The following is a 21,702-nucleotide window of genomic DNA, read 5'->3' as shown; positions in this document are numbered from 1 at the left end:
ACTCCTTTAACATATAAAGGAGCAGGCAAAACCCCCGTGGCCGACATCCGACGGGTTGCGCTCACCGCTGAAAAACTCAGGGGAGCCATCAAATTGTTATCCTCTTTGGGATTTGATGGCCCGACTGTATAGCGGCTTTATTGCAAACAGATGAAGCAGGTTATGAACAAATAATGTTGGGGTATGGTGTGCAGGGATGGCGTTCTCGCCGCTCGTGCCGATGGCTGGCACTGTGTCTGCGGCAATACGGGAGCCGAACACGGCTCCCCTGCAATGCAGCAATCTCAATGCTGACGCAAATCGCTGAGAAAACGCTTCGCGCGCTCATGCTGTGGATTGCTAAAAAAGCGCTCAGGCGCCGCTTTCTCCAGAATCTGGCCCTGATCCATAAACCAGATGGTGTCCGCCACTTCGCGGGCAAAATTCATCTCGTGGGTCACGCACATCATGGTCATCCCTTCCTGCGCCAGACCGCGCATCACATTCAGCACTTCACCGACCATTTCCGGATCGAGCGCCGAGGTGGGTTCATCAAACAGCATCACCGGCGGCTTCATCGCTAATGCCCGCGCAATCGCCACGCGCTGCTGCTGACCACCGGATAACTGCGCCGGATAAGCATCGGCCTTATGCGATAAGCCCACGCGTTCCAGCAATTCACCGGCATGGCTGCGCGCGGCGGCACGCTTCTCGCCCAGCACTTTAATCGGTGACATCATAATATTTTCAATCACCGAGACATGCGGGAACAGGTTAAAACTCTGGAACACAAAACCTATGCGGGTGCGCAACTGATTCAGGCGCGTGCTGGTGCCGTGAATATCAATGCCATCAAACAGGATCTGCCCTTGCTCAATCGGCTCAAGGCGATTAACGGTGCGAATCAGGGTCGATTTGCCGGAACCGGAAGGGCCGCAAACCACCACCACTTCACCACTTTTAATTTCAGCACTCAGATCGGTCAGTGCCTGGTATTCGCCATACCACTTGTTGACCTGATTGAACAATATCATGGGTCTCATTATCGATCCTTATTGCGATTGAGTTTTGGTCAGTAGCATGGCTTTCGCCGCCGTGTTGCCTTCCGGGCGATCATTGCGGCGCTTACGCGCAATACGTTCTTCAAGTTTATTCGCCAGCCAGGTAAGGCTGAAACAGATGATGTAATAACCAATCGCCACAATGGCAAACACCTGGAAAGGTTTGGTCAGCAACTGGTTATTCACCTGGTTAGCGGCGTAGGTCAGCTCCGGCACGTTAATCACGTAACCGAGGGTGCTGTCTTTAATAATCGACACCAGCTGGCTGACCAGGCTTGGCAGCGTGTTGTACAGCGCCTGCGGTAAAATCACCAGCCGCAGCGTTTTCATATAACTCATGCCCAGCGCGCGCGAGGCTTCATATTGCCCGCCTGGCAGCGCCTGAATGCCTCCGCGGACAATCTCCGCAATATAAGCGCTCTCGTAAATCACCAGCGTACAGAGCATGGTGGTAAAGCCGCTGATATTGTGGCCAATCAGTAATGGCACACAGAAATAGGTCCAGAACACCACCATTAACAACGGGATGCCGCGCAGCAGATACACCCAGCATGCTGCCGGCCAGCTCAGCCAGCGATACGGCGACAGACGCGCCAGCCCCAGCAATACGCCAACCGGAAAAGCAAACAGCACCGCCAGCAGCGAGATCAACAGGGTACAGAGAATGCCGCCCAGCGCGCCGTTCGGATACTGTCCCATCAGAAACAGCATGCCGTTATCATGCAGAATCGTGAAGATATCAGACATCGGATTACCTCGCGTAAGCGCGCTGGAAGTGACGCGCCAGCAGCGCACCGACAGCCATCAACAGCAGTGAAAAGAACAGATAGCCGACGGATGCCACCAGGTAAGACTCAAAAGTGCGGAAGGTTTTGTTTTCGATATCGCGGGTAACATAGGTTAACTCGGCGACACCAATCACCATCGCCAGGCTGGTATTTTTAAACAGTAGCACCGTATGGTTCAGCAGTGATGGCAGCGCATTACGGATGCCCTGCGGTAAAATCACCGAACGCATCGCGCGCACATAACCCATGCCCAGCGCCCGCGCCGCTTCGTTTTGCCCCTCAGGAATGGCGCGTAAACCGCTGCGAATATCTTCAGAGAAATAGGCCGCCTGGCACAGACCCAGCGCAAACATGGCGAACAGGAATTCGGCATCGAAGTCATTGATCCACATCTGCATATCTTCCGGCAACAAGGTCGGGATGGCGAAATACCACACCATTAACTGCACCAGAGTTGGCACATTACGATGCCAGGAGACATACGCCTTTACCAGCCATACCGCGCTGCGTTTCTCAGTTAAGCGGATCACCACCAGCAGCAGGGCGATAAACATCGCCAGCAGCCAGGAGCCGAATGCAAGCTTCAGGGTGACTACCGTACCATCGACGATCATCTGCCCAAACTGGCCGGTCATGACGGCACTAAAATCGAGTGTCATCGTTTCACCCCTCTGTGGTTAACCATGGTTATTCAGCGCGATCGCCGGGACGCATGGTGGAAAGCCCACCAGGTACCTGCAGGGTTGGCGTAATCTCGATATTGCCAATATTGACCGCCACCGGCGCCGACAGGGCAAAGGCGACGCAGTCAGCGATATCTTTCGCCTGCGGCAGTTCAAAACCATCGATAAAGCGGCGGCGCGCCTCTTCCTGGTCGCCCAGCACGTTACCGAAAATCTCAGTGGCGACGCGGCCCGGACAGATTTCGGTGATACGCACGCGTTTGCCATAGCAATCCACGCGCAGCTGGCGTGAAAGCGCATGAACGCCTGCTTTGGTGGCGTGATAAATGGAATTGCCATTAAAGTTATAGATGGCGGCAATTGAGGTAATATTGATGACATGACCGCAATCGCGTTCCATCATGCCGGGCACCAGCAGGCGGCAAAGATGCAGCACTGCGCGCAGATTGACATCCACCTGGGTATCAATCGCCTCTTCATCGGCATCTAAAATCGACCCCGGACGCGAAACACCGGCGTTATTCACCAGAATATCGACCTTGATTTCTTTGCACAGACGCGTCAGGGCATCGAGATCGCTGACATCAATGGCGTGCGGAATACAACCGGTACGGGCCGCCAGCGCGGTTAACTGCTCTTCACGGCGCGCCACGGCGTGCACCGTAATGCCTTCCTGACAAAGGCGCTCAACAATGGCTTCGCCCATGCCTGCTGATGCTCCGGTAACCAATGCGGTTTTATAATCTGCGAATGGCATTTAGCCTCTCCTGTAGATGGATCATCGGCTCAGTTATTGTTGCCGATTTGGATATGTCATCTGACTTTATCCAGTTATCCCCAACCGGTATAAGACATAAACGGTGTGAGGCAATAAGGGGGACTTATAACACTGAGCAGGCGACATTGGCGGAGGTGATACACGGCATCAGGGCGGCGTTATTGGCGATCGGGTCATCGCCAGCGCCTGCGCCAATATCAGCATTCAGACCGATAACCTCTATGCCGCCATCTCCACGGTGCGTAACAACATAATCTCACTGCCATACTCCACGCAGTCGCCCTGCGCCACCTGCAATGATTCCACCACACCGCTCACCGGACTGCGCAGCGGCAAATAGATTAACCCCACTTTCAGCAGCGCCAGCATCGCGTCTTTCTGCACTTCAGCACCCGGAGAAGTAAACGGCAGGCCATTGGCGGGATGTTGCAGCAGCACGGTGCCCGGCATCGGCGCGCACAGCGCCGCGTGGTTAACCTGCACCGGACTTTCTGGCGCGCTGGCCCCGGCAGTAAGCGGCATCACTGGCACGGCGGACGGTGCATATTCGAGGCGTACACGATAGTTGTCGCCGCCGAATTCAATGCTGCCGAGACCCGAAGCACGCATTTTTTGGGCGATCTTCCGCAAATCGCGTAACGCTAATGATTTGTTTTGCATATTTATCCCGCCGAAGAGACTGACAAACGTCAGGTTTGTCGAAGTGGTAATGACACTCTATCGTGTCATTCTCCGCGCCAGGTAAGAGGGTTTCGCTTTGCAGTAATAAGGGAGACTTATTACCCCACTAAAGTCAGTGGCCGGTTATCCACCGTACGCTTTGACATCAGCGCCAGCAGAATCGCTTTTACCGCTTCCGCCGGTTGCGACAATGGCAGATGGTCTGACATACAGAATGAAAGTGACGCCTGCACTTCCGGCTCAACGATTTTTGCCATCCACGCGTTGGAAGCTTTCAGCATCGCCAGCGCGGCGGACTCCGGCATAATGGTGCAGCCTAATCCGGCAGCCAGCGCCGCATTCAGCGTGGTCTGCGATTCAATTTCACATTTCACCCGATAGGCCAGGCCTTCATGGATAAAGGCGTCGTCCACCACTTTACGCATAATGTTATAGATACGCGGCAGGAACAGGTCATAGCGCGCCACTTCCGCCAGCGTAATCGTCTTCGCCGGGCTGGCAAGCTTATTGGGGCAGACGAAGCAGAGGTTCTCTTTCATTAGCGGCATAAAGCGCAGGCCGTGGATCTCGCGATTACCATAGATCACCGCCATATCCATGCGACCATTCATAATCAGTTCGCTCAGGGTGGTGCCAAAGTTCTCATTAAAGTAGAGCACGATGCCCGGGTGCTGGCGATGGACCTCTTCCATCAGCGGCAGCGCCAGCTGCTGAGCGGCGGTGCCCGGCGCCAGACCGACGGAAACGCTGCCGGACAGCGCCAGCATCGAGCCGTCAATCGCGCTCTGCGCCTGATCGCACTGGCGTAAAATCGCCTGCGCATGGGTATAGAGTATTTTCCCGGCTTCGGTCGGTGTCACACCACGCTTGGTGCGGATCAACAGCTGTTGATTCACCTCCCCTTCCAGCGTCGCCAGTTGCTGGCTCAGGGCGGGTTGGGCGATATGTAAGATATCAGCGGCTTGTGTCAGGCTACCGACATCAACAATTTTAATAAAATACTTCAGCCGACGTAGATTCATAACCACTTCCTGAGAACCAGAGATAATCAGGTTATTGCAATATCAGTGCCAGGGGAGACAACTCAGCCATAACGCTTTCATATCAGGGCGTACCGCGAATCAGCGCCGCCTGAACCTGCGGCTGCCGCACCACTGCGGTGCAACAACCCCGCTTTACGGCCTGTCAGGCCGCAATCACATGGTTACTGGCCATCTCCCACTGCAACAGTACCGGCTCGCCAACACTAAAGGTTGGCAGTGTGCCGTTGCCGTTGGTCTGCTGCCAGACCATCATCTCCTCGCCGCCTGCCAGCTTCAGGCTGTAATGCAGCATAAATCCGCGATACAACACCTGCGAGATACGCGCCGTCACCGCGTTATAACCGGGTAATGCCGCGCCATGTTGATAAGGTGAAAGGCGAATCGCCTCCGGACGCAGGGTCACCGTCACGGCTTCAGCATCAGACGGGCAGTGCGCCACCGATAAATTCACCCCGGAAGCTGAGATTAACTGCACGCTGTCCGCCTGGCGCTGCACCACCCGCGCCGGTAAAAAGTTGGAAGCGCCAATAAAACCCGCGACAAACGCGGTGGCTGGCTTCTGGTAAATCTCAGCTGCCGAAGCGACCTGCTCAAGGCGTCCGCCCTGCATTACCGCGATCTGATCGGCCATGGTCAGCGCTTCATCCTGATCGTGGGTCACCATAATGGTGGTCAGTTCCAGCCGCTGCTGTAACTGGCGGATCTCCAGCTGCATACTTTCGCGCAGGCTTTTATCCAGCGCGCCAAGAGGCTCATCCAGCAGCAACATATCGGGTTCGATCACCAGCGCGCGCGCCAGTGAAACGCGCTGCTGCTGTCCGCCGGAGAGCTGGGCGGGCAGACGATCGTGATATTGTCCGAGCTGTACCATATCCAGCGTTTTCTTCACTTTCTGCGCGATATCACTGCGCGACAGGCCGCGCATCTTCAGGCCGAAGGCGATGTTCTCTGCAACATTCATATGCGGAAAGAGTGCATAGTTCTGAAACAGCATCCCGACGTTACGGCGATGCACCGCCGTTTCCATAATCGAACGTCCGCCCACCATAATATCGCCGGCGGTCGGCGCCACCAGCCCGGCCACCATACGCAGACAAGTGGTTTTACCGCAGCCGCTGGGTCCCAGCAGCGCCAGAATTTCGCCGGCATTCACTTTCAGGGACACATTATCCACCGCGACACTCCTGCCGTAGTGCTTGCTCAGATTGTCGAGACGAACTTCAAAAGAACGCTGCATAATCGCTTACCCGGTAAATGTCTGATTATATTTTTCCAGCAGCTCGGCGCGGCGTGGAATGATGTAAGTCCAGTCTGGCGTGAACAGGTTAAGGGCTTTCATTTTGTCTTCCGGATACGCCAGATACTTCAGGGTCTGCTCATCAAACTCAATACCACGTACCGTTGGCGCACTGAGCGTCACTTCAGCCAGCATTTTCTGCACTGAAGGCTCCAGCAGACGGTTAATCCATGCCAGTCCCAGCTCACGCTGCGGCGCATCTTTCACCAGCGCCAGACCATTAATGCCGGTAAACGCGCCCTCTTTCGGATAGGTCATATCCAGCGGAATGCCTTTTTTGGTATGCGGATAAATCGCTTTGGAATACTCAATACCACCGACCATTGCCTGGCTCTGTGCCACCATCATCACCTGCGCTTCGCCGTCATATACCGTCATCACATTGGCTTTTAGCTGCGCGAGTTTTTCCCAGCCTTTATCAATTTCATACTGCGCTTCCTGCAACGGCTTGCCGGTGGCCAGCGCAGCGGCAACAATCAGCATCAGAATACTTTGGGTATTTTTCGGGGTATTCAGGATCATCTGGTGTGCGTATTTCGACGCAAAAATCTCGCTGTAGCTGTTAATGGGTTGCGTTACCTGCGGGTTAATAAACAGACCTGCCATCGAAACCGAGAAGCCAACGCCGTAGCGATCGCTCAGCAGATAACGATCAAAGACGTTTTTCAGGTTCGGGATCTCATCCACTGGCAACTGCTCGATTAACCCCTCTTCTTTCGCCTGCGGCACGCCGATATCGTCCATCGACATCACGCTAAATACCGGTTTCTTTTTGGTGGCGCGCAGCGCGGCGATATTCGCCAGCGTGGCGCCTTCGGTAGTTAATACGCGGCAGTTGTACTCTTTCTCAAACGCGGGCAGCACCTCTTTCTTAATTAATGCGCCCTGCGCCGAGTTATAAACCCCTACCTGTAATACACGGTCGGCGGCGGCATTGGCTTTGATATTGAGATAAGGCAGCATCGCGGTGCCCGCCACCGCTTTTAAAAAGGTACGTCGCTTCATGGATGTCATACTGCTTCCTCTGGTATTTGGGGTGAAAAGTTATGCAGCCATAGCGCGACGCAGACCAACCAGCTTTTCCAGAGCCAGCACGACTACCGTTGCCAGGACAATGATTAAAGTGGACATGGTTGCCACCGATGGGTCGAAAACGGTGCCAATCTGACGGTAGAGCACCACCGGCACCGGCGTGTTCTGTGAGTCAGCCAGCCACATTGAGACCGGATAATTATCGAAAGAAACCATAAAGCAGAAGATCGCGCCCGAGGTCACACCTGGCACTATCTGCGGGAAGATCACCTGGCGGAAGGTTGCCCAGCGGCTGGCGCCAAGCGTGCGCGCCGCCTCTTCCAGACTCGGGTTAACCAGTTCCAGACTGGTTAACACCGTGCGCACCACATACGGGGTGGTCACCACGGTATGCGCCAGCAGCAGATTAAGTTTTACATTGCTCCAGCCATAACCGGAAAACAGCTGTAGCAGCGCCAGCCCGGTAATCAGCACCGGAAAAATCAGCGGTGACAGCAGCAATCCTTTGCATACTGAAGCAAACGGCAGATTGCCGCGCACCAGCGCAAAGGCGGCGGGCACGCCGAGCAGCAGGGATAACAGCGTGGTGCCGATGGAGAGAACAGTACTGAACAGCAGCGCCTCAATAAACTCGTCGTTCGCCAGCACTTTGCTGTACCACTCAAGAGTGAAGCCGGTTGGCGGGAAGCTGACGAAATAACCATCCGAAAACGAGATCACCACAATCAGCACAATCGGCGTGATAATAAAAATCATCATCGCCGCGGCAATGCCATACAACACCCAGCCGCCAAAGCCGCTTAAGCTGTTATTCATTTGCGATCTCCCGGCACACGACGTCCGCCCAGTAATTTCATCGACAAGGAATTCACCACGATAACGATAAATACCAGGATGGTGGCGATGGTGGCGCCAAACGGCCAGTCATACACCGCGACAATCTGCTGCTCGGCGAGGTTGCCAAGCATCTGCGATCGCGGCCCGCCAATCAGCGCCGGAATCACATACGATCCCGCCGCCAGCGAGAACACCAGCGTCATCCCGGCTACCAGTCCTGGCAGGCTAAGCGGCAGCGTTACGCGCAGAAAAACATGCCAGGGTGGTGCGCCAAGAGTGCGCGCCGCCGATTGCAGATTTGGATCAATCTTGCCGAGCGCCGACGCCAGCGGCAGCACCATCATCGGAAAGAAAATATGCAGCGAGCCGATAATCACCGCCCATTGGGTAAACATCAGCGAATTAGGGCGATCGATAATCCCCAGATGCAGCAGCACGTAATTGACTAAACCGCCAGGGCCATTATTTAAAATTAACTGCCAGCCATAAGCGCGCACCACCACGCTGACCGCCAGCGGGGCGATAATCATCAGCGTCATAATGCGTGACACTGTGGTGTTGCCCCGCACCAGTACCGAGGCCACCGGGTAAGCCAGCAGCGCGGCAATCAGTGCGGTAATCACGCTGATACGCAGCGTATTGATCAGCACATCGCTGTATAACGCGACCTGAAAGAAATGCAGATAATGTTCGAAGGTATAAGGCGTACCGATATTTCCGTCTGGCGTTTGCGTCATCACGCTAAAAAACATCAGTCGTACCGCCGGAGCAAAAAAGAAAAACAGCTGAAAGGCAAGCAAAGGTAAAATTAACAAGGCTGGAGAGTGCCAGAGGGTTAATCTTTTTATTCGATACAGTGGCGCAGAAATATCAGTCATCGGATTTCCTGTGGGCAAGCTAATATCTTTATGCGATTGGGCATCAATCGCCAGCGTAAGCATGGGTGTAGGAACAGAAAAGCCGCGACTGTTTTATAACTCATTGAATAAGATGAATTACTCTATAATTTTCGTCGTCACGAAACGGTAATATGATTCACTGCGTAATGACCAATACATTTTCACTATGTGGCAACCTTATCCCGTTATGGCGATAAGGCGCGCTGCATCAGCAGAAAAATGGCGGTCGGCTGGCAGATATTGTTTTGTGTTATGTCATCAAAACAAAGCGCTATTGGATTGTTTACCCCTTTCATCACTATTCTTCTCCCTGACCGCGTCTGCACGCTAATTCTCACTGACTGATGACCTCTGGAATCCAGCACCATGCCTGATATCGCCGATCGCTTAAAGAATGTTACCGTTTCCGCCTCCGTTGCCATGACCCAGAAAGCGCGTGACCTTGCCGCGCAGGGTATTCATGTTGTCGGTCTTTCCACCGGCGAGCCTGACTTCCCGACGCCGGAACATGCAACAGAAGCCGCCTATGCTGCGGCACGTGGTGGCGATACGCGTTACCCTCCGACCGATGGCACTCCGGCGCTGCGCGCAGCGATTCAGCGTAAATTCAGACGTGACAACAATCTGGACTATGACATCAGCCAGATTCTGACGGCGGGCGGCGCTAAACAGATTATTTTTAACGCGATTCTGGCCACCATTAACCCGGGTGATGAAGTGGTGATCCCGACTCCGTCGTGGATTAGCTATGCTGATATCGTTAAATTTGCCGGTGGCATCCCGGTGCCGGTGGCTTGCCCGCAGGAGAATGGCTTTAAGCCTTACCCGGCGGATTTAGAGGCGGCGATTACGCCAAAAACCAAATGGCTGCTGCTTAATTATCCCAGCAACCCGACCGGTTCAGTCGCCACCCGCGCTGAGATGCAGGCAATTGCCGGGGTGATGCTGCGCTATCCGCAGGTGTGGATTATGACCGACGATATCTACGAACATCTGATTTACGATGACGTCACTTTCTATACGCTGGCGGAAGTGGAACCGCGCCTGTTCGATCGCGTACTGACGGTTAACGGCGTGTCAAAAGCTTATTCGATGACCGGCTGGCGTCTGGGTTTCTGTGGCGGCCCGAAAGATCTGATTAAAGCGATGAGCAACGTCAACACGCAGAACAGCGGTGGCGTCACCACGCTGACTCAGGCGGCAGCGGTGGCGGTGCTGGATGGCCCACAGGATCTGCTGAAAGAGCGGGCGGCAATTTACCGCCAGCGTCGTGATTATGTGCTGGAGCGTCTGACATCGGTCGATGGTCTGAGTTGCCATAAACCGCAGGGCGCGTTCTATCTGTTTGTGAATATCGCCGCTTTTATTGGCAAAACCACTGCCGGTGGCCGCCCGATCAGCAATGATGCCGACTTTGTGCTGGCGCTGATTGAAGAGCAGCATGTGGTGACCGTACAGGGCGCGGCGTACGGCATGAGCCCCTACTTCCGCCTCTCTTACGCCACCAGCATGGAGATGTTGCAGGAAGGATGTGACCGCATCGCCGCTTTCTGCGCTGGCATTCACTGAGGAGAAAACCATGCTCGACACGGCTCAACGTGTGGTAATGGTGTCCGGGGCCGCAAGGGGCCTCGGTTTATATATTACCGAGCGTCTGCTTAAGTCAGGATTTACCGTGTGCGCCGGGGTGCGTAAGCCGGATGCTCTGACGTCACGCGAGCGCTTAACCGTATGTCAGTATGACGCCGCCGTCGCGGGATCCGGTGAAGGCTGGGTAGCGGCGACCCTGCAACAGTATGGTCGTATCGATGCGCTGGTGAACTGCGCCGGGATTAACCCACGGGTGCGGGTGATGGACGAGGATGAAGACGCGCTGGACGATATGTGGCAGATTAATGTCAAAGGGCCGCTGCGCTTAAGCCGTGCGGCCCTGCCGTCGCTGTTCACCTGTGGCAACGGGCGCATTATCAATGTTGCTTCACTGGCCGGACGCCGGGTCGGCAGCAATGTGGGCTATGCGATGACCAAGTTTGCCGTGGTGGCGCTGACTCACGGTATTCGTCAGGAGTGCTGGGACCAGGGGGTGCGCGCCACCGCGCTGTGTCCGGGTTATATCGCCACGGATATGACCGCCGGTGAAACCGAGGTTACCCGTGAAGAGATGACCCAGCCGGAAGATTTAGCGGAAATGGTGGATCTGCTGTTACGTCTGCCGAACAATCTGTCGGTGGCGGAACTGCTGATTAACTGCCGTAAAGAAGCGATGCTGTAATTGACACGGGCGGCGGCGCCCGTATGCTACAACCCCGAAGTCAGCTCCAGCAGTAACTCTCTTACCGCCGCGGCAGGTTCCGACATCGGCGTGCGATCGGAGACGCATAGCGACAGCGTCTCAGCGATCTGCGGCCCGGCGATAGAGCGAATAATCACATCACGCGATTCCGACTGAATACGTTCGGCAATCGCTTTCGGCATAATCGTCACGCCAAGACCGGCATCGACGGCGCGCGCAATACTCTTCACCGCTTCCAGCTCACCGACAATATTTATCGACGCGCCATTCTGGTTAAAGGCATTATCAATTGCGCGACGCACAAAGTTATAAGCCGGTGGCAGCAGCATCGGCAAACTACTGAGCTGGCTGACATTAACCGGCCCGCCTTCGTCGTCAAAATCAAAATCCGCATGGGCGACAAAGAAAAACTCCTCCACCAGCAGCGTCTCATAATGCAATCCCTTGATACCGCCGCTGCCATGCAGCAGGGCGATCTCCAGATGGCCGTTTGATATCAGCTGGCTGTAAGCCTGGCCGACGCTCTCCACCAGATGCAACAGAATACCGGGATGGCGCTTACGCATTTCGGTTAATAACGACATCGATAAGGTGGCGGCGACGCTGAACGGCGCCAGACCAACAGAAACGCGACCAGAGAGCGCCTGTCCGGCATCCAGCACATCGGTTTCCGCCTGGCCCAGCTGGCGCAGAATCGCGTTGGCATGGCTGTACAGCACCTTGCCCGCTTCGGTCGGCACCACGCCCTGCTGACTGCGGATCAGCAGTTTGCGTTTAAAATGCTCTTCCAGCGCAACCAGCTGCTGGCTGAGTGCCGGCTGCGCAATATGCAGCGCATCCGCCGCCCGGGTAATACTGCCCATATCCACAATGGTGATAAATGATTTCAGTCGCCGGGTGTTCATCTGCCTCTCCGCTGGGCTATTGCGCGATAACCTCTGCCGCCGGGGCGACGACGCCGCCATTGGCTTCAATTTCACTGCGTACGATGCTGGCCAGTTCAACCGATCCCGGCGTATCGCTGTGGATCAAAATCGATCGCGCGCGCACCGGATAGCGCTGGCCATCAAACGTGGTCACTGTGCCTTCCAGTAAAAACTGACGTACACGGGCGCGTACTGTTGACTCGTCTTTAATTACCGATCCGGCAATGCCTCTGGGCACCAGCTGTCCCTGCGCATCATAGGCGCGATCGGCGAGAAAAATCGTCAGGGTGTTTAATCCGCAGGCTTTGGCAGCCTGTTCAACAAAGGTGTCGGGCTGGGAAAAGATAATCAGTTCTGGATCGATACGCGCAATCGCCTGCATCACCTGCTGCGCCAGCGCCTGATCGCGGTTGATCATATTGCCCATCGCCGCATGAAAACTGACATGCGCCACCCGCACCCCTTCGGCACGCGCAATGGCGCTTAACGCGCCGAGCTGATAGACCACTTGCTGGCAGAGCTGATCGGCGCTAAACGGCAGCTCTTTGCGCCCGAAACCCTGGCGATCCGGCAAGCCCGGATGCGCGCCAATACCGACGCCCTGCTGCTTCGCCAGCCGCACCATACGCGTCATAATATCCGGGTCGCCGGCATGGAAACCGCAGGCGATATTGGCGGAAGAGACCACTTTCATCAGGGAGGCGTCATCGCACAGCTGATACACGCCAAAACCTTCTCCCATATCGGAGTTCACATCGATCTTCATCTGGCTTCACTCTCAGTTGGCAACGGTCAGAGACCGACGACTTTTTTCATTGGCAGGCAGCTGTCACGCAAGCGCGTCAGCCAGCGATTAATCTCGGCGGCCACGCTAATCGCCTCGCGCGCATCGCATTTAATCAGCTGAATGTACTGGCCAGGCTGAACCTGACCCAGACGCCATAAATCCTCTTCAATAATGCCCGCCACCTTCGGATATCCCCCGGCGGTATTGGCATCGCTAAGCTGAATAATCGGCTCACCGGCTGGCGGAACCTGCACAATGCCAGGCACCAGGCCATAGGAGCGCATTTCAACCGCTTTGGAGGGCAAAATCGGCTTACCGGACAGGCGATAGCCGGTGCGGTTACTTTGATTAGAAACCTGCCACCGCTGCTGCCAGAAGCGCTGATGATCGGCGGCGAACAGCTCATACTCACCGGACGGGATCGCCCGCAGCTGGATGACGCCATCAGCATTGCAGGGAAAAGCGGCGGCCATTGCTACCGTCGGTGGCTCGATGCCCATCCCGCTGAACGGTAACGGCAGCGCCTGCGTCTCACCCAGCGGCAAACGATCGCCCTTCTGCAACCAGCGCCCTTCGTGGCCGCCAAAGCTGCCGCGCAACGCGGTGCTGCGCGATCCCATCACCAGCGGCACATCAATGCCGCCCGCTACACACAGATAGCTGCGCGCGCCGTGACGCGGAAAATTCAGCTCCAGCTCCTGCCCCTGTTTTACCGCACATCCCCACCACGGCGGCAGCGCTTCGCCATCCAGCGTCGCCCGACAGTCAGCGCCGGTCAGCGCAATACTGGTATCCGCCAGAAAACGCAGGCGAAACGGGAACAGCTGAACCTCCACACAGGCGGCATTCTCATCATTACCGAGCAAAATATTGCCCGCACGCAGCGCCAGCGGATCCATCACGCCACTGACCGATACCCCGATATGGCGATAGCCGCTGCGCCCCAAATCCTGCACCGTGTTTAGCGCACCGGTTTTGATAATCTCAATCACAGCTCAATCCTTTCGGCTAAAAACCGCACACTATCTCCCGGAGCCATCAGTGCCGGGTTCTCCGCCCATGGGTCAAACACATTTAACTCAGCAAAACCAATCGCGTTCCAGCCATTCGGCCCGGTTAACGCCGACACCCCCGCCTGCGCGCCACCAATGGTGACGGTGCCTTTCAGCATATTCAGCGAAGGTACTTTCTTGCGCGGCGTGGCGATGGTCGGATCGAGACCGTGCAGATAGCCAAAGCCCGGCGCACTACCCAGCGCAAACACCGTGTAGCTGCCCTGCGCATGGCGACGAATCACCTCTGCGGCGGAGAGTCCGGTGTGCTGACAGACAACATCCAGATCGGTGGCATGTTCACCACCATAGATCACCGGAATTTCAATCAGCTTGCCGCGCGGACTGACCGCCTGCGCCTGCTGCCACAACTCATTCAGCAGCGTCAGTGTGGCGTCATAATCAACCGGGGTCTGGTGGAATAATATAAGGAGGTTGGTCACGCCGGGGATCAGGGACTCGACCTCGGCACGCGACTCAAGCAAGGTGGCCAGCGACCAGATGCGGCGCTGAGCCGGCAGATCGAAATCTCCCGGCGCTTCAACCAGCCATGCCCGACTGCCGATGGTAGAAATTTTTACCTTATCGCCGTGGCCAGCCAGAATAAAAGCGGCGCGGGAAGGCGCCTCACCAGACAGCATCGTCATCGATTATTCCAGAGGTTCGAATTTAAGGCTGGATAATGGCTGAACCTTCTCTTCACGAATCATTTTGTATTCGGTTTTTGGCCCAATCCACTTATCCCAGATCTTGTCGATGGTGCCGTCATCATCCATCGCTTTCAGGCTGCTATTGACCTTCGCCAGCAACGCAGGTTCGTCCTTCGACATGCCAACACCAATCGGCTCCAGCGCCATTGGCTCTTTAATCATGCCCAGTTCAATACCGTCTTTGTGCGCCTGCGAAATCATTTTAATGCCGGTCATAGTGTTAGTGACAAAGCCCACCACTTTATTCTGCTCTAACGCGAGGAACGCCGAGGCCGAATCCTGGAACGTCACCGCTTTGGCGCCCGCCAGATAGATCGACTGCTCTGAAGTGGTGCCTTTGGTGGCGCTGATACGTTTGCCTTTAAAGTCAGCGCGCGTTTTATCCACGTTTGGCTTTTTCACCACCAGCATCTCTTTCGCCACATAGTACGGGTCGCTGAACTGAATCTGGTTACCGCGCGTTTTGGTATACGCCAGGTTGGCGACCAGCACATCAGCGCGTTTGGTGGCAATCACCGCAATACGCGCTTCAACCGAGGTTGGCATCAGATTAAGCTTCAGGCCCATTTTGCTGGCCAGCGCGGTACAGAGATCCACGTCCATGCCAACTAACTGGCGGGTTTGCGGATCAGGAGATGAAAATGGGGGAACATCGGAATAGACCGCGCAATTTAACTGACCACGTGCCTGAATATCAGACAGCGCATCTGCCTGCGCTGCCGTGAAGGTCATCAGCAACGGCATCGCCAGCATGGCGCAAGAGAGTGACTTCAGTTTCATTTATTTTTCCCCGAATGGTATTTAGCCCTGGCGGAAACATCCCCTGGCACGATGGTCCGACTATATAAGCTGCAATCTGGCTTGTATAAGAGGTAAACCCTGTATGGTGATATGCATTTTGTATGACTGAAAAATTGCCACAGCCACACGCAAACTGGCTATAAGCAAAAACTATCCGGGCAGAACAAAATTATCTTAACCGCCGATCCGGGCTGCACTTTAAGGTAGGGAGGATTTCCACCACGGTAATAAAGCGAGAGACAGGTTGAAGATAAATTCCAGAATGGGTGTGCTGCTGAAGATTATGGCCGCCCTGTGCGCAACATTGATGCTGGCATGTGTAAAAGGTCTGGACGGCGCGATCCCGACCGGGGAAGTGATCTTTTTCCGCTCATTTGTCGCCTTATTGCCGTTACTGATTTGGTTAAAATTTCAGGGTAATATTCTGCAACTGATTAAAACCAAAAATATCTTCGGCCATTTAATTCGTGGATTTTCCGGTACCGGCGGCATGTATTTTAATTATCTGGCGCTGGTGTATATCTCTCTGGCCGATGCCACCGCTATCAGTTATGCCGCGCCGTTATTTACCGTAATCATGGCGGCAATTTTATTGAAAGAAAGTGTGCGCTTTTCCCGCTGGCTGGCAGTTATCGTTGGTTTCTCCGGGATCATTGTTATGCTCTCGACGCATTTGAATGCCAGCGGGTCTTTTTTTTCCGGCGCAACCACTGATAGCGGCGCCACTATCGGGGTTATTTTCGCCCTGCTGGCGGCGTTTTGCTCGGCCACTTCTTCGGTACAAATTCGCTTTCTTAATGGTGTCGAGAAACCTGGCGCCATTGTGTTTTATTTCTCATTAATGACCATGCTGATCGGCATGGCGACGATATTCTTTGGCTGGGAAGTGCCCGACGCCACCCAGCTGATGCTGCTGACTGGCTGCGGCTTTTTTGGCGGTATGGCGCAAATTCTGATCACCCTCAGCCTGCGCTATGCTGACGCTTCGCTGCTGGCGCCCTTTGATTACACCACGCTGGTATGGTCGATGCTGATTGGTTATTTCTTCCTCGGCAGTCTTCCCACCTCAACCACCGTGATTGGCGCGGCAATTGTGGCGACAGCCGGTATTTTCACCGTCTGGAGTGAACACCGCACACGTAAGCCGCGGGTTATTCGCAGCGTTAATTAAAGCTGCGGTTCCCCTGCCATTTTCAATGGCAGGGGAACATAGAAGACTGCGCTTTGCCTTAAACAATAATTTATTATTCTGGATAAAAAACTTCAGAAAGTATCATTTCAGCAGACCAGACACAGCTTTCAGGAAAACTATCCAGGCCGGTTTCTTCAGCGGCACTTGCAACCGCATCGGACCATACGCCTTCCAGCCATTCGGGGTCGGTAAGGCAACCTTTAAGACTGGGTGTTTTACGTAAGCGCGATTGCACTGATTTACGCTGCTCTTTGATGGTCCTTTGCCAGCTTGAACCCCGACGCTCCGGCTGAAATTGCCATTTGAGAAGATGAGCCAGTAAAACCGCCATCCGGCTTTCGAGTTCGCGTTTTTCACTCTTGCCCACGTCCTCTATCTCCTCAGCGATGTTTTCAATATCAATCTGACTGAGTTTACCGGCACGTAACAATGCAGCCTGTTCATTGGCCCAGGCCACCACGTCTGTTTCATAACGAGTTCCCATGAGAGCCTCCGGAAATTTGATAAAAGACACCAGAACAATAAAGGTAGTTTGTCAAAGTATATCATAGCCGTCAAAGCCCCCAGCTTAATGCGCAGATAGCTGGTTTAGGTACACTACTGCGTCACTGACGGGCATGTGTTGCAACTTCGGGAACGATGCAGGAAACCCCGGTGAAATACCTTTATCGAAATTAGATGAAAACATAAACATTCTCCTGTTCCTTTTAGAGAACCCGCGAACCTGGGGTTATGTATCAAAGCCAAAAAATACTAACAGACGCTTCCTGCGGTTTCTATTTAGTTTATTTTGTTGATTTGTCAGCAAATTATTCTTACTAATCAATTAATCCCCTGCAAACCATGATAAGCCATATACAGGCCGACAATGGCGATTAGCAGGCTGGAGAAATAAGGCGCGCGTCGCGCCAGAGTAGCAAAACCGGACCAGCGCTGAGTGACATGACGCACGCTAAGCGCCGCAGCGCTACCGACAATCAGCAGCGTCAGCGCCAGACCGATACTGAAGCAGACCACCAGCGCCGCGCCGAGCGAAAACTTTTTCACCTGAATACAGAGCAGCAGTACCGTAATGGCCGCCGGACAAGGGATCAGGCCGCCGGTAAGACCAAACAGCACTATCTGACCATTGGTTACGCGACGATCGGCAAATCGCTGGCGGATATCAGCAGCATGGGCACGCTGATGCGCATCCTGATACTCCTGTGACCCCTCTTCCAGACCGATAAGTTCCGCATGGTGATGTTGATGACCAGCCTTATGGCCTGCTTCAAGTTGATGTTCAATCTTATAAAACACCAGCGGCTGCCGTGGCGCAGGATGGCCCTGCACGCTATTGCTGACCCTTGCCGCAATCTGACGCTGTCCGCTTTGCCACTGATGCTCCTCAGACCAGGTGCGCCAGAACATCCATCCGGCGGTCAGCATAATAACCACGCCGGAAAGCAGCTGAAACCAGGGTTCCGCCGTGTCGGCGCTGACTTTATGACTGATAAACAGTCCGCCCATGGCGATCAACCAGACTACCGCCGTATGTGAAAGCGTGGCGGCGAGGCCAAGTATCACCGCCTGCCTGACCGTGCCGCGAATGGCGATAATAAACGCCGCCATCATGGTTTTTGAATGGCCAGGCTCCAGTCCGTGCAGCGCCCCGAGCAGGATCGCGCTGGGAATAAACAGCCACGCGCTGGCGGTGCCCTGATTGAGTAAGGTTGCGAAATCGGTCATTTTCACTTTCCGGGATGTTAGAATGCGGGTGAGTTTATTTTCAGAATCTTAATTTATACTATACCCCAGTATAGTTAATTACAATATGGAGAGCAGCATGTCGCACACGATAGCCAATCAGAAAAAGTTACTGACACGTGTTCGCCGCATCAAAGGTCAGGCCGAAGCCTTAGAAAAATCACTGGAAACGGGCGGTGAATGCATCCAGGTTTTACAGCAGATTGCCGCCGTCAGAGGCGCAATCAATGGCCTGATGAGTGAAGTGCTGGAGGGGCATATCCGAGAACATCTGATGAGTGAAACCGAATCCCACAGTCAGCGTGAAGCGGATATGGAAGAGATTGTGGCGGTGATTCGATCTTATCTGAAGTGAACACTTCACACCTGTTAGCAATATCTGCCCGTATTGAAAATTTTACTTCCGGTGCTATATTTACTGCAAATTGCAGCAAAAAACGCACCGGAGGAGATATGCCACGTTTCACTGTTGATCTGTCAGAAGAGCTGGACAAGCGCCTTAGGGAGATCGCGCAAGCGAACGGCATCACTAAAGCTGAAGCGATAAGAAGAGCATTCACACTACTCTCTGTTGCTGATACGGAAAAAAAACGTAATCGCCATATGGGATTTTTCACTGTCAATGACAATGGTGATAAGGAAATCACATCTGAAATAGTGGGATTATAATTTTATGGATAAAATGGACATTGCCATGTCAGGAACAGCTGGCGTGACAAAGATCGATATCAAGGAAGAAGAAAAGCAATACTCCCTTACTCTTAAAGAAACAGACAGACTACTTTTTGCAAAACAAGTTCTGCTTTTCATTTTCATATTCAGCTTATGCATTGTGCTGCTGGCGGCCTTTTTCCCGGATAATGAATTGATTAAGCAAATGGTTGACTTGATTAAAATAGGTGTACTGCCTCTGATTACGCTGATTGTTTCTTTTTATTTTCCACAGAGCATAAAAGACAGCCAGAGGGCTGAAAACTAATTACTCAGATATCAGATAAAAAGACTGAAAGAGCGGGTCAGCTCAGTTGCAGGTCGTTGCTGACCCCGGCCATCACCAGGCTGTTCATCCTCTGCGCCACAAAATCCCAACCCAGATCTCATTTCTGACACTTAGTTTGACAATCAACCTTCAGAACAATTGTAATCGATTACTTTAGATGGCAAGTTAAAAGTAATCGATTACTTTAACCATAAATAAGTCAAAATAAAGTTGGAGATCAATATGCTATCAAGATTTGTGTCTGGCAAACGGCTGTTAAGTTCACTGCTGCTGTTATCCGCATCTACTCTATGCGCCATGGCGGCGCCAGCGCCGCAGGATCAGATCGCCTTACAGGGCTATACGCTACGCAATGTTGGCTCTCTGGAGCAGCAATATGCCATGGCGCATGATGCCGGATTTAAGGCGATTGAGATTGTCAGCGATCAGGGCGTCAGCCCGCAGCAGTTAAACGATCTGCTAAATAAATACCAGTTAAAGGTCACTTCTGATCATGTTCATCTTGCCGACCTCGAAGCCGAAACCCAGAAGATTATCGATTTTAATCAGGCGATTAATAACCACACCATTATCGTTTCCTGGCTGACGCTGGATGAGAGACCGGATAGCGCCGAAGGCTGGAAACAGATGGGGCAGCGGCTGGATAAACTCGGCGCCACGCTGAAAAAACAGGGTATGCAGCTGGGTTACCATAACCATAACTTTGAAATGAAGAAGTATGCGGGCAAAACCGCGCTGGAAATCATGCTGGATAACGCCAGCGCGCAGAACCTGCAAGTTGAACTGGATGTCGCCTGGGTGTCACGCGGTGGTCAGGATCCGGTACGTTTCCTGCAGAAATATCCGGGCCGTATCTTTGCCATTCATGCCAAAGATAACGCCTCCATCGGGGTACGTGACGATGAGATGAACTTTGCGCCACCAGGCAGCGGTATTCTGGCATGGAATGAGATTTTACCGGCCGCAGAGAAAGCCGGTACGCGCTGGTATATTGTCGAACACGATCTGCCAAAAGATCCGCGTGCAATTATTACGGCTGGCAAAAGTTACTTAGAGCAGACGCTAAAGTAAGGTTTTACGGCGCTGGCTGGCGATAACACGCCAGCCAGCGGCTTCAGGCAGAAGCGCGCTGAATAAAGCGCCAGCTGAGAATCGATTGCTCCGGCTTACTCTGTGGATCATTGATTTTACGCAGCAGCAGCGTCACCGCCTGTTTACCGATCTCGGTGGTTGGCTGTTCAATGGTGGTTAATTGCGGCGTGGTAATAAAGCCCAGCTCGGTACCATCAAAACCCACCACCGCAATATCCTGCGGCACATTTAATCCGGCATCGGCAATCGCGGATAATGCCCCTGCCGCCAGCGTATCGGATACGGCAAAAATAGCGTCAGGACGTTCTGCGCCACTTAACAGATATTCCGTTTCGCCCTTTCCGCTTTCATAATTCAGCTTAGCGGCATAACGGATCTGGCAATAATCAATGCCACGCTCGGCCAGCAGATCGCGATAACCCTTTTCGCGCAGATTGGCGTATTTATAGCTTAAATCGTGGTTTATCATCGCAATACGCTGACGGCCCTGTTGCAGCAGATAATCAGTAACAAAGCGTGAGGCTTCAATATCATTTATACCCACCGTCGATACTGCCGAGGCGTCATCATATTCGGCGCACTGCACCCAAGGCGCATCACCAATCAGATTTTGCAGCTCAGGTAAGGTCGACAACGCATCCATCGAAATCACCCCGTCGACCATCTTGCCGGACAGCAGCTGCAGGCTGGATTGCGAACGCACAATATCGGAACCGGAATTGCACAGCAGAATGCGGTAACCGTTTTTCTCGGCTTCCGCTTCAATACCCTGCACCACATCGGCGCAAAACGGGTTGGAGATATTCGACACCATCACCAGCAACATACCACTACGCGCGGTACGCAACTGACGGGCCAGCAGATTAGGCTGGTAGTTACTGGCTTTGATAGCATCAAGCACGCGCTGCCGATTACCGGGTTTGACGGTATCAATATTATTCAGTACCCGGGATACCGTCGCCACCGAAACACCGGCGAGGCGGGCAATTTTTTGAATCGACATACTCAAGACTATCTCACGCTAA

General features: G+C 53.8%; 26 protein-coding genes. 7 read left to right on the top strand and 19 right to left on the bottom strand.

Annotated features, from left to right (window positions below; genetic code table 11):
* Positions 1 to 284: 284 nt before the first annotated feature.
* From J2125_RS13490 to J2125_RS13440, 11 genes are all read right to left on the bottom strand, one after another.
* On the bottom strand, positions 285 to 1,022 hold the full coding sequence (locus J2125_RS13490) for an amino acid ABC transporter ATP-binding protein (protein WP_026111411.1): 738 nt from the start codon (positions 1,020 to 1,022) through the stop codon (positions 285 to 287).
* 9 nt (positions 1,023 to 1,031) lie between these two features.
* On the bottom strand, positions 1,032 to 1,787 hold the full coding sequence (locus tag J2125_RS13485; protein WP_017798941.1) for an amino acid ABC transporter permease: 756 nt from the start codon (positions 1,785 to 1,787) through the stop codon (positions 1,032 to 1,034).
* Between the two features lie 4 nt (positions 1,788 to 1,791).
* On the bottom strand, positions 1,792 to 2,487 hold the full coding sequence (locus tag J2125_RS13480; protein ID WP_017798942.1) for an amino acid ABC transporter permease: 696 nt from the start codon (positions 2,485 to 2,487) through the stop codon (positions 1,792 to 1,794).
* A 28-nt stretch (positions 2,488 to 2,515) separates the two neighbouring features.
* Entirely contained in the window at positions 2,516 to 3,268 is a 753-nt protein-coding gene (locus J2125_RS13475) for an SDR family oxidoreductase (RefSeq protein WP_017798943.1), read from the bottom strand.
* Between the two features lie 124 nt (positions 3,269 to 3,392).
* On the bottom strand, positions 3,393 to 3,497 hold the full coding sequence (locus tag J2125_RS13470; RefSeq protein WP_244987270.1) for a LamB/YcsF family protein: 105 nt from the start codon (positions 3,495 to 3,497) through the stop codon (positions 3,393 to 3,395).
* An 11-nt stretch (positions 3,498 to 3,508) separates the two neighbouring features.
* Positions 3,509 to 3,949, bottom strand: coding sequence for an acetyl-CoA carboxylase biotin carboxyl carrier protein (locus J2125_RS13465; RefSeq protein WP_017798944.1), 441 nt, complete (start codon positions 3,947 to 3,949; stop codon positions 3,509 to 3,511).
* Positions 3,950 to 4,068: 119 nt separating this feature from the next.
* On the bottom strand, positions 4,069 to 4,992 hold the full coding sequence (nac, locus tag J2125_RS13460) for a nitrogen assimilation transcriptional regulator NAC (protein ID WP_017798945.1): 924 nt from the start codon (positions 4,990 to 4,992) through the stop codon (positions 4,069 to 4,071).
* Positions 4,993 to 5,155: 163 nt separating this feature from the next.
* On the bottom strand, positions 5,156 to 6,250 hold the full coding sequence (locus J2125_RS13455) for an ABC transporter ATP-binding protein (RefSeq protein ID WP_017798946.1): 1,095 nt from the start codon (positions 6,248 to 6,250) through the stop codon (positions 5,156 to 5,158).
* A 6-nt stretch (positions 6,251 to 6,256) separates the two neighbouring features.
* The gene (locus tag J2125_RS13450) at positions 6,257 to 7,324 is read right to left on the bottom strand and encodes an extracellular solute-binding protein (protein ID WP_026111412.1); all 1,068 of its coding nucleotides are present in this window, start codon (positions 7,322 to 7,324) and stop codon (positions 6,257 to 6,259) included.
* Positions 7,325 to 7,354: 30 nt separating this feature from the next.
* Positions 7,355 to 8,158 (bottom strand): ABC transporter permease, encoded by an 804-nt coding sequence (locus J2125_RS13445; RefSeq protein WP_017798948.1) that lies wholly within the window; start codon positions 8,156 to 8,158, stop codon positions 7,355 to 7,357.
* Positions 8,155 to 9,057 (bottom strand): ABC transporter permease, encoded by a 903-nt coding sequence (locus J2125_RS13440; RefSeq protein ID WP_017798949.1) that lies wholly within the window; start codon positions 9,055 to 9,057, stop codon positions 8,155 to 8,157. The genes J2125_RS13445 and J2125_RS13440 overlap by 4 nt, the downstream gene beginning before the upstream one ends.
* A gap of 387 nt (positions 9,058 to 9,444) precedes the next feature.
* On the opposite strand from J2125_RS13440, the gene J2125_RS13435 reads away from it, so the two are divergent.
* Positions 9,445 to 10,647, top strand: a complete 1,203-nt coding sequence (locus J2125_RS13435) for a pyridoxal phosphate-dependent aminotransferase (protein WP_017798950.1) — start codon at positions 9,445 to 9,447, stop codon at positions 10,645 to 10,647.
* Positions 10,610 to 11,350 carry an SDR family NAD(P)-dependent oxidoreductase gene (locus J2125_RS13430; protein ID WP_017798951.1) on the top strand — a complete coding sequence of 247 codons (741 nt, stop codon included), beginning with the start codon at positions 10,610 to 10,612 and terminating at the stop codon, positions 11,348 to 11,350. The genes J2125_RS13435 and J2125_RS13430 overlap by 38 nt, the downstream gene beginning before the upstream one ends.
* A gap of 26 nt (positions 11,351 to 11,376) precedes the next feature.
* Here J2125_RS13430 and nac (J2125_RS13425) read toward each other — a convergent pair whose 3' ends face one another.
* From nac (J2125_RS13425) to J2125_RS13405, 5 genes are read right to left on the bottom strand one after another with little or no spacing between them, the layout of a single operon-like run.
* On the bottom strand, positions 11,377 to 12,276 hold the full coding sequence (nac, locus tag J2125_RS13425; protein WP_017798952.1) for a nitrogen assimilation transcriptional regulator NAC: 900 nt from the start codon (positions 12,274 to 12,276) through the stop codon (positions 11,377 to 11,379).
* 16 nt (positions 12,277 to 12,292) lie between these two features.
* Positions 12,293 to 13,063, bottom strand: coding sequence for a 5-oxoprolinase subunit PxpA (locus tag J2125_RS13420; RefSeq protein WP_017798953.1), 771 nt, complete (start codon positions 13,061 to 13,063; stop codon positions 12,293 to 12,295).
* A gap of 26 nt (positions 13,064 to 13,089) precedes the next feature.
* Positions 13,090 to 14,076, bottom strand: coding sequence for a 5-oxoprolinase subunit C family protein (locus tag J2125_RS13415; protein WP_017798954.1), 987 nt, complete (start codon positions 14,074 to 14,076; stop codon positions 13,090 to 13,092).
* A complete protein-coding gene (gene pxpB / locus J2125_RS13410; protein ID WP_241763865.1) occupies positions 14,073 to 14,777 on the bottom strand; it encodes a 5-oxoprolinase subunit PxpB in 705 nt (234 codons plus the stop codon). The genes J2125_RS13415 and pxpB overlap by 4 nt, the downstream gene beginning before the upstream one ends.
* A 9-nt stretch (positions 14,778 to 14,786) precedes the next feature.
* Entirely contained in the window at positions 14,787 to 15,626 is an 840-nt protein-coding gene (locus tag J2125_RS13405; RefSeq protein WP_026111414.1) for a transporter substrate-binding domain-containing protein, read from the bottom strand.
* Between the two features lie 271 nt (positions 15,627 to 15,897).
* On the opposite strand from J2125_RS13405, the gene J2125_RS13400 reads away from it, so the two are divergent.
* A complete protein-coding gene (locus J2125_RS13400) occupies positions 15,898 to 16,818 on the top strand; it encodes a DMT family transporter (protein ID WP_026111415.1) in 921 nt (306 codons plus the stop codon).
* 73 nt (positions 16,819 to 16,891) lie between these two features.
* Here J2125_RS13400 and J2125_RS13395 read toward each other — a convergent pair whose 3' ends face one another.
* Both J2125_RS13395 and J2125_RS13390 read right to left on the bottom strand, forming a co-directional pair.
* Positions 16,892 to 17,323, bottom strand: coding sequence for a DUF29 domain-containing protein (locus J2125_RS13395; RefSeq protein ID WP_017798958.1), 432 nt, complete (start codon positions 17,321 to 17,323; stop codon positions 16,892 to 16,894).
* A gap of 338 nt (positions 17,324 to 17,661) precedes the next feature.
* Complete coding sequence (locus tag J2125_RS13390; protein WP_017798959.1) at positions 17,662 to 18,567, bottom strand: nickel/cobalt efflux protein RcnA; 906 nt, start codon at positions 18,565 to 18,567, stop codon at positions 17,662 to 17,664.
* Between the two features lie 97 nt (positions 18,568 to 18,664).
* On the opposite strand from J2125_RS13390, the gene J2125_RS13385 reads away from it, so the two are divergent.
* From J2125_RS13385 to J2125_RS13370, 4 genes are all read left to right on the top strand, one after another.
* Positions 18,665 to 18,940 (top strand): metal/formaldehyde-sensitive transcriptional repressor, encoded by a 276-nt coding sequence (locus tag J2125_RS13385; protein ID WP_017798960.1) that lies wholly within the window; start codon positions 18,665 to 18,667, stop codon positions 18,938 to 18,940.
* A gap of 98 nt (positions 18,941 to 19,038) precedes the next feature.
* Positions 19,039 to 19,254 (top strand): ribbon-helix-helix domain-containing protein, encoded by a 216-nt coding sequence (locus J2125_RS13380; protein WP_017798961.1) that lies wholly within the window; start codon positions 19,039 to 19,041, stop codon positions 19,252 to 19,254.
* A 4-nt stretch (positions 19,255 to 19,258) separates the two neighbouring features.
* Positions 19,259 to 19,564 carry a hypothetical protein gene (locus tag J2125_RS13375; RefSeq protein WP_017798962.1) on the top strand — a complete coding sequence of 102 codons (306 nt, stop codon included), beginning with the start codon at positions 19,259 to 19,261 and terminating at the stop codon, positions 19,562 to 19,564.
* A gap of 243 nt (positions 19,565 to 19,807) precedes the next feature.
* Entirely contained in the window at positions 19,808 to 20,656 is an 849-nt protein-coding gene (locus J2125_RS13370; RefSeq protein WP_051050815.1) for a sugar phosphate isomerase/epimerase family protein, read from the top strand.
* Between the two features lie 43 nt (positions 20,657 to 20,699).
* Here J2125_RS13370 and J2125_RS13365 read toward each other — a convergent pair whose 3' ends face one another.
* Complete coding sequence (locus tag J2125_RS13365; RefSeq protein WP_017798964.1) at positions 20,700 to 21,680, bottom strand: LacI family DNA-binding transcriptional regulator; 981 nt, start codon at positions 21,678 to 21,680, stop codon at positions 20,700 to 20,702.
* Positions 21,681 to 21,702: the final 22 nt, after the last annotated feature.

This window comes from Winslowiella toletana (assembly GCF_017875465.1).
GTDB classification, from domain to species: Bacteria; Pseudomonadota; Gammaproteobacteria; order Enterobacterales; family Enterobacteriaceae; genus Erwinia; species Erwinia toletana.
The sequence above is the reverse complement of the archived record's forward strand: the minus strand, read 5'-3'. Positions and strand labels throughout refer to the sequence as shown.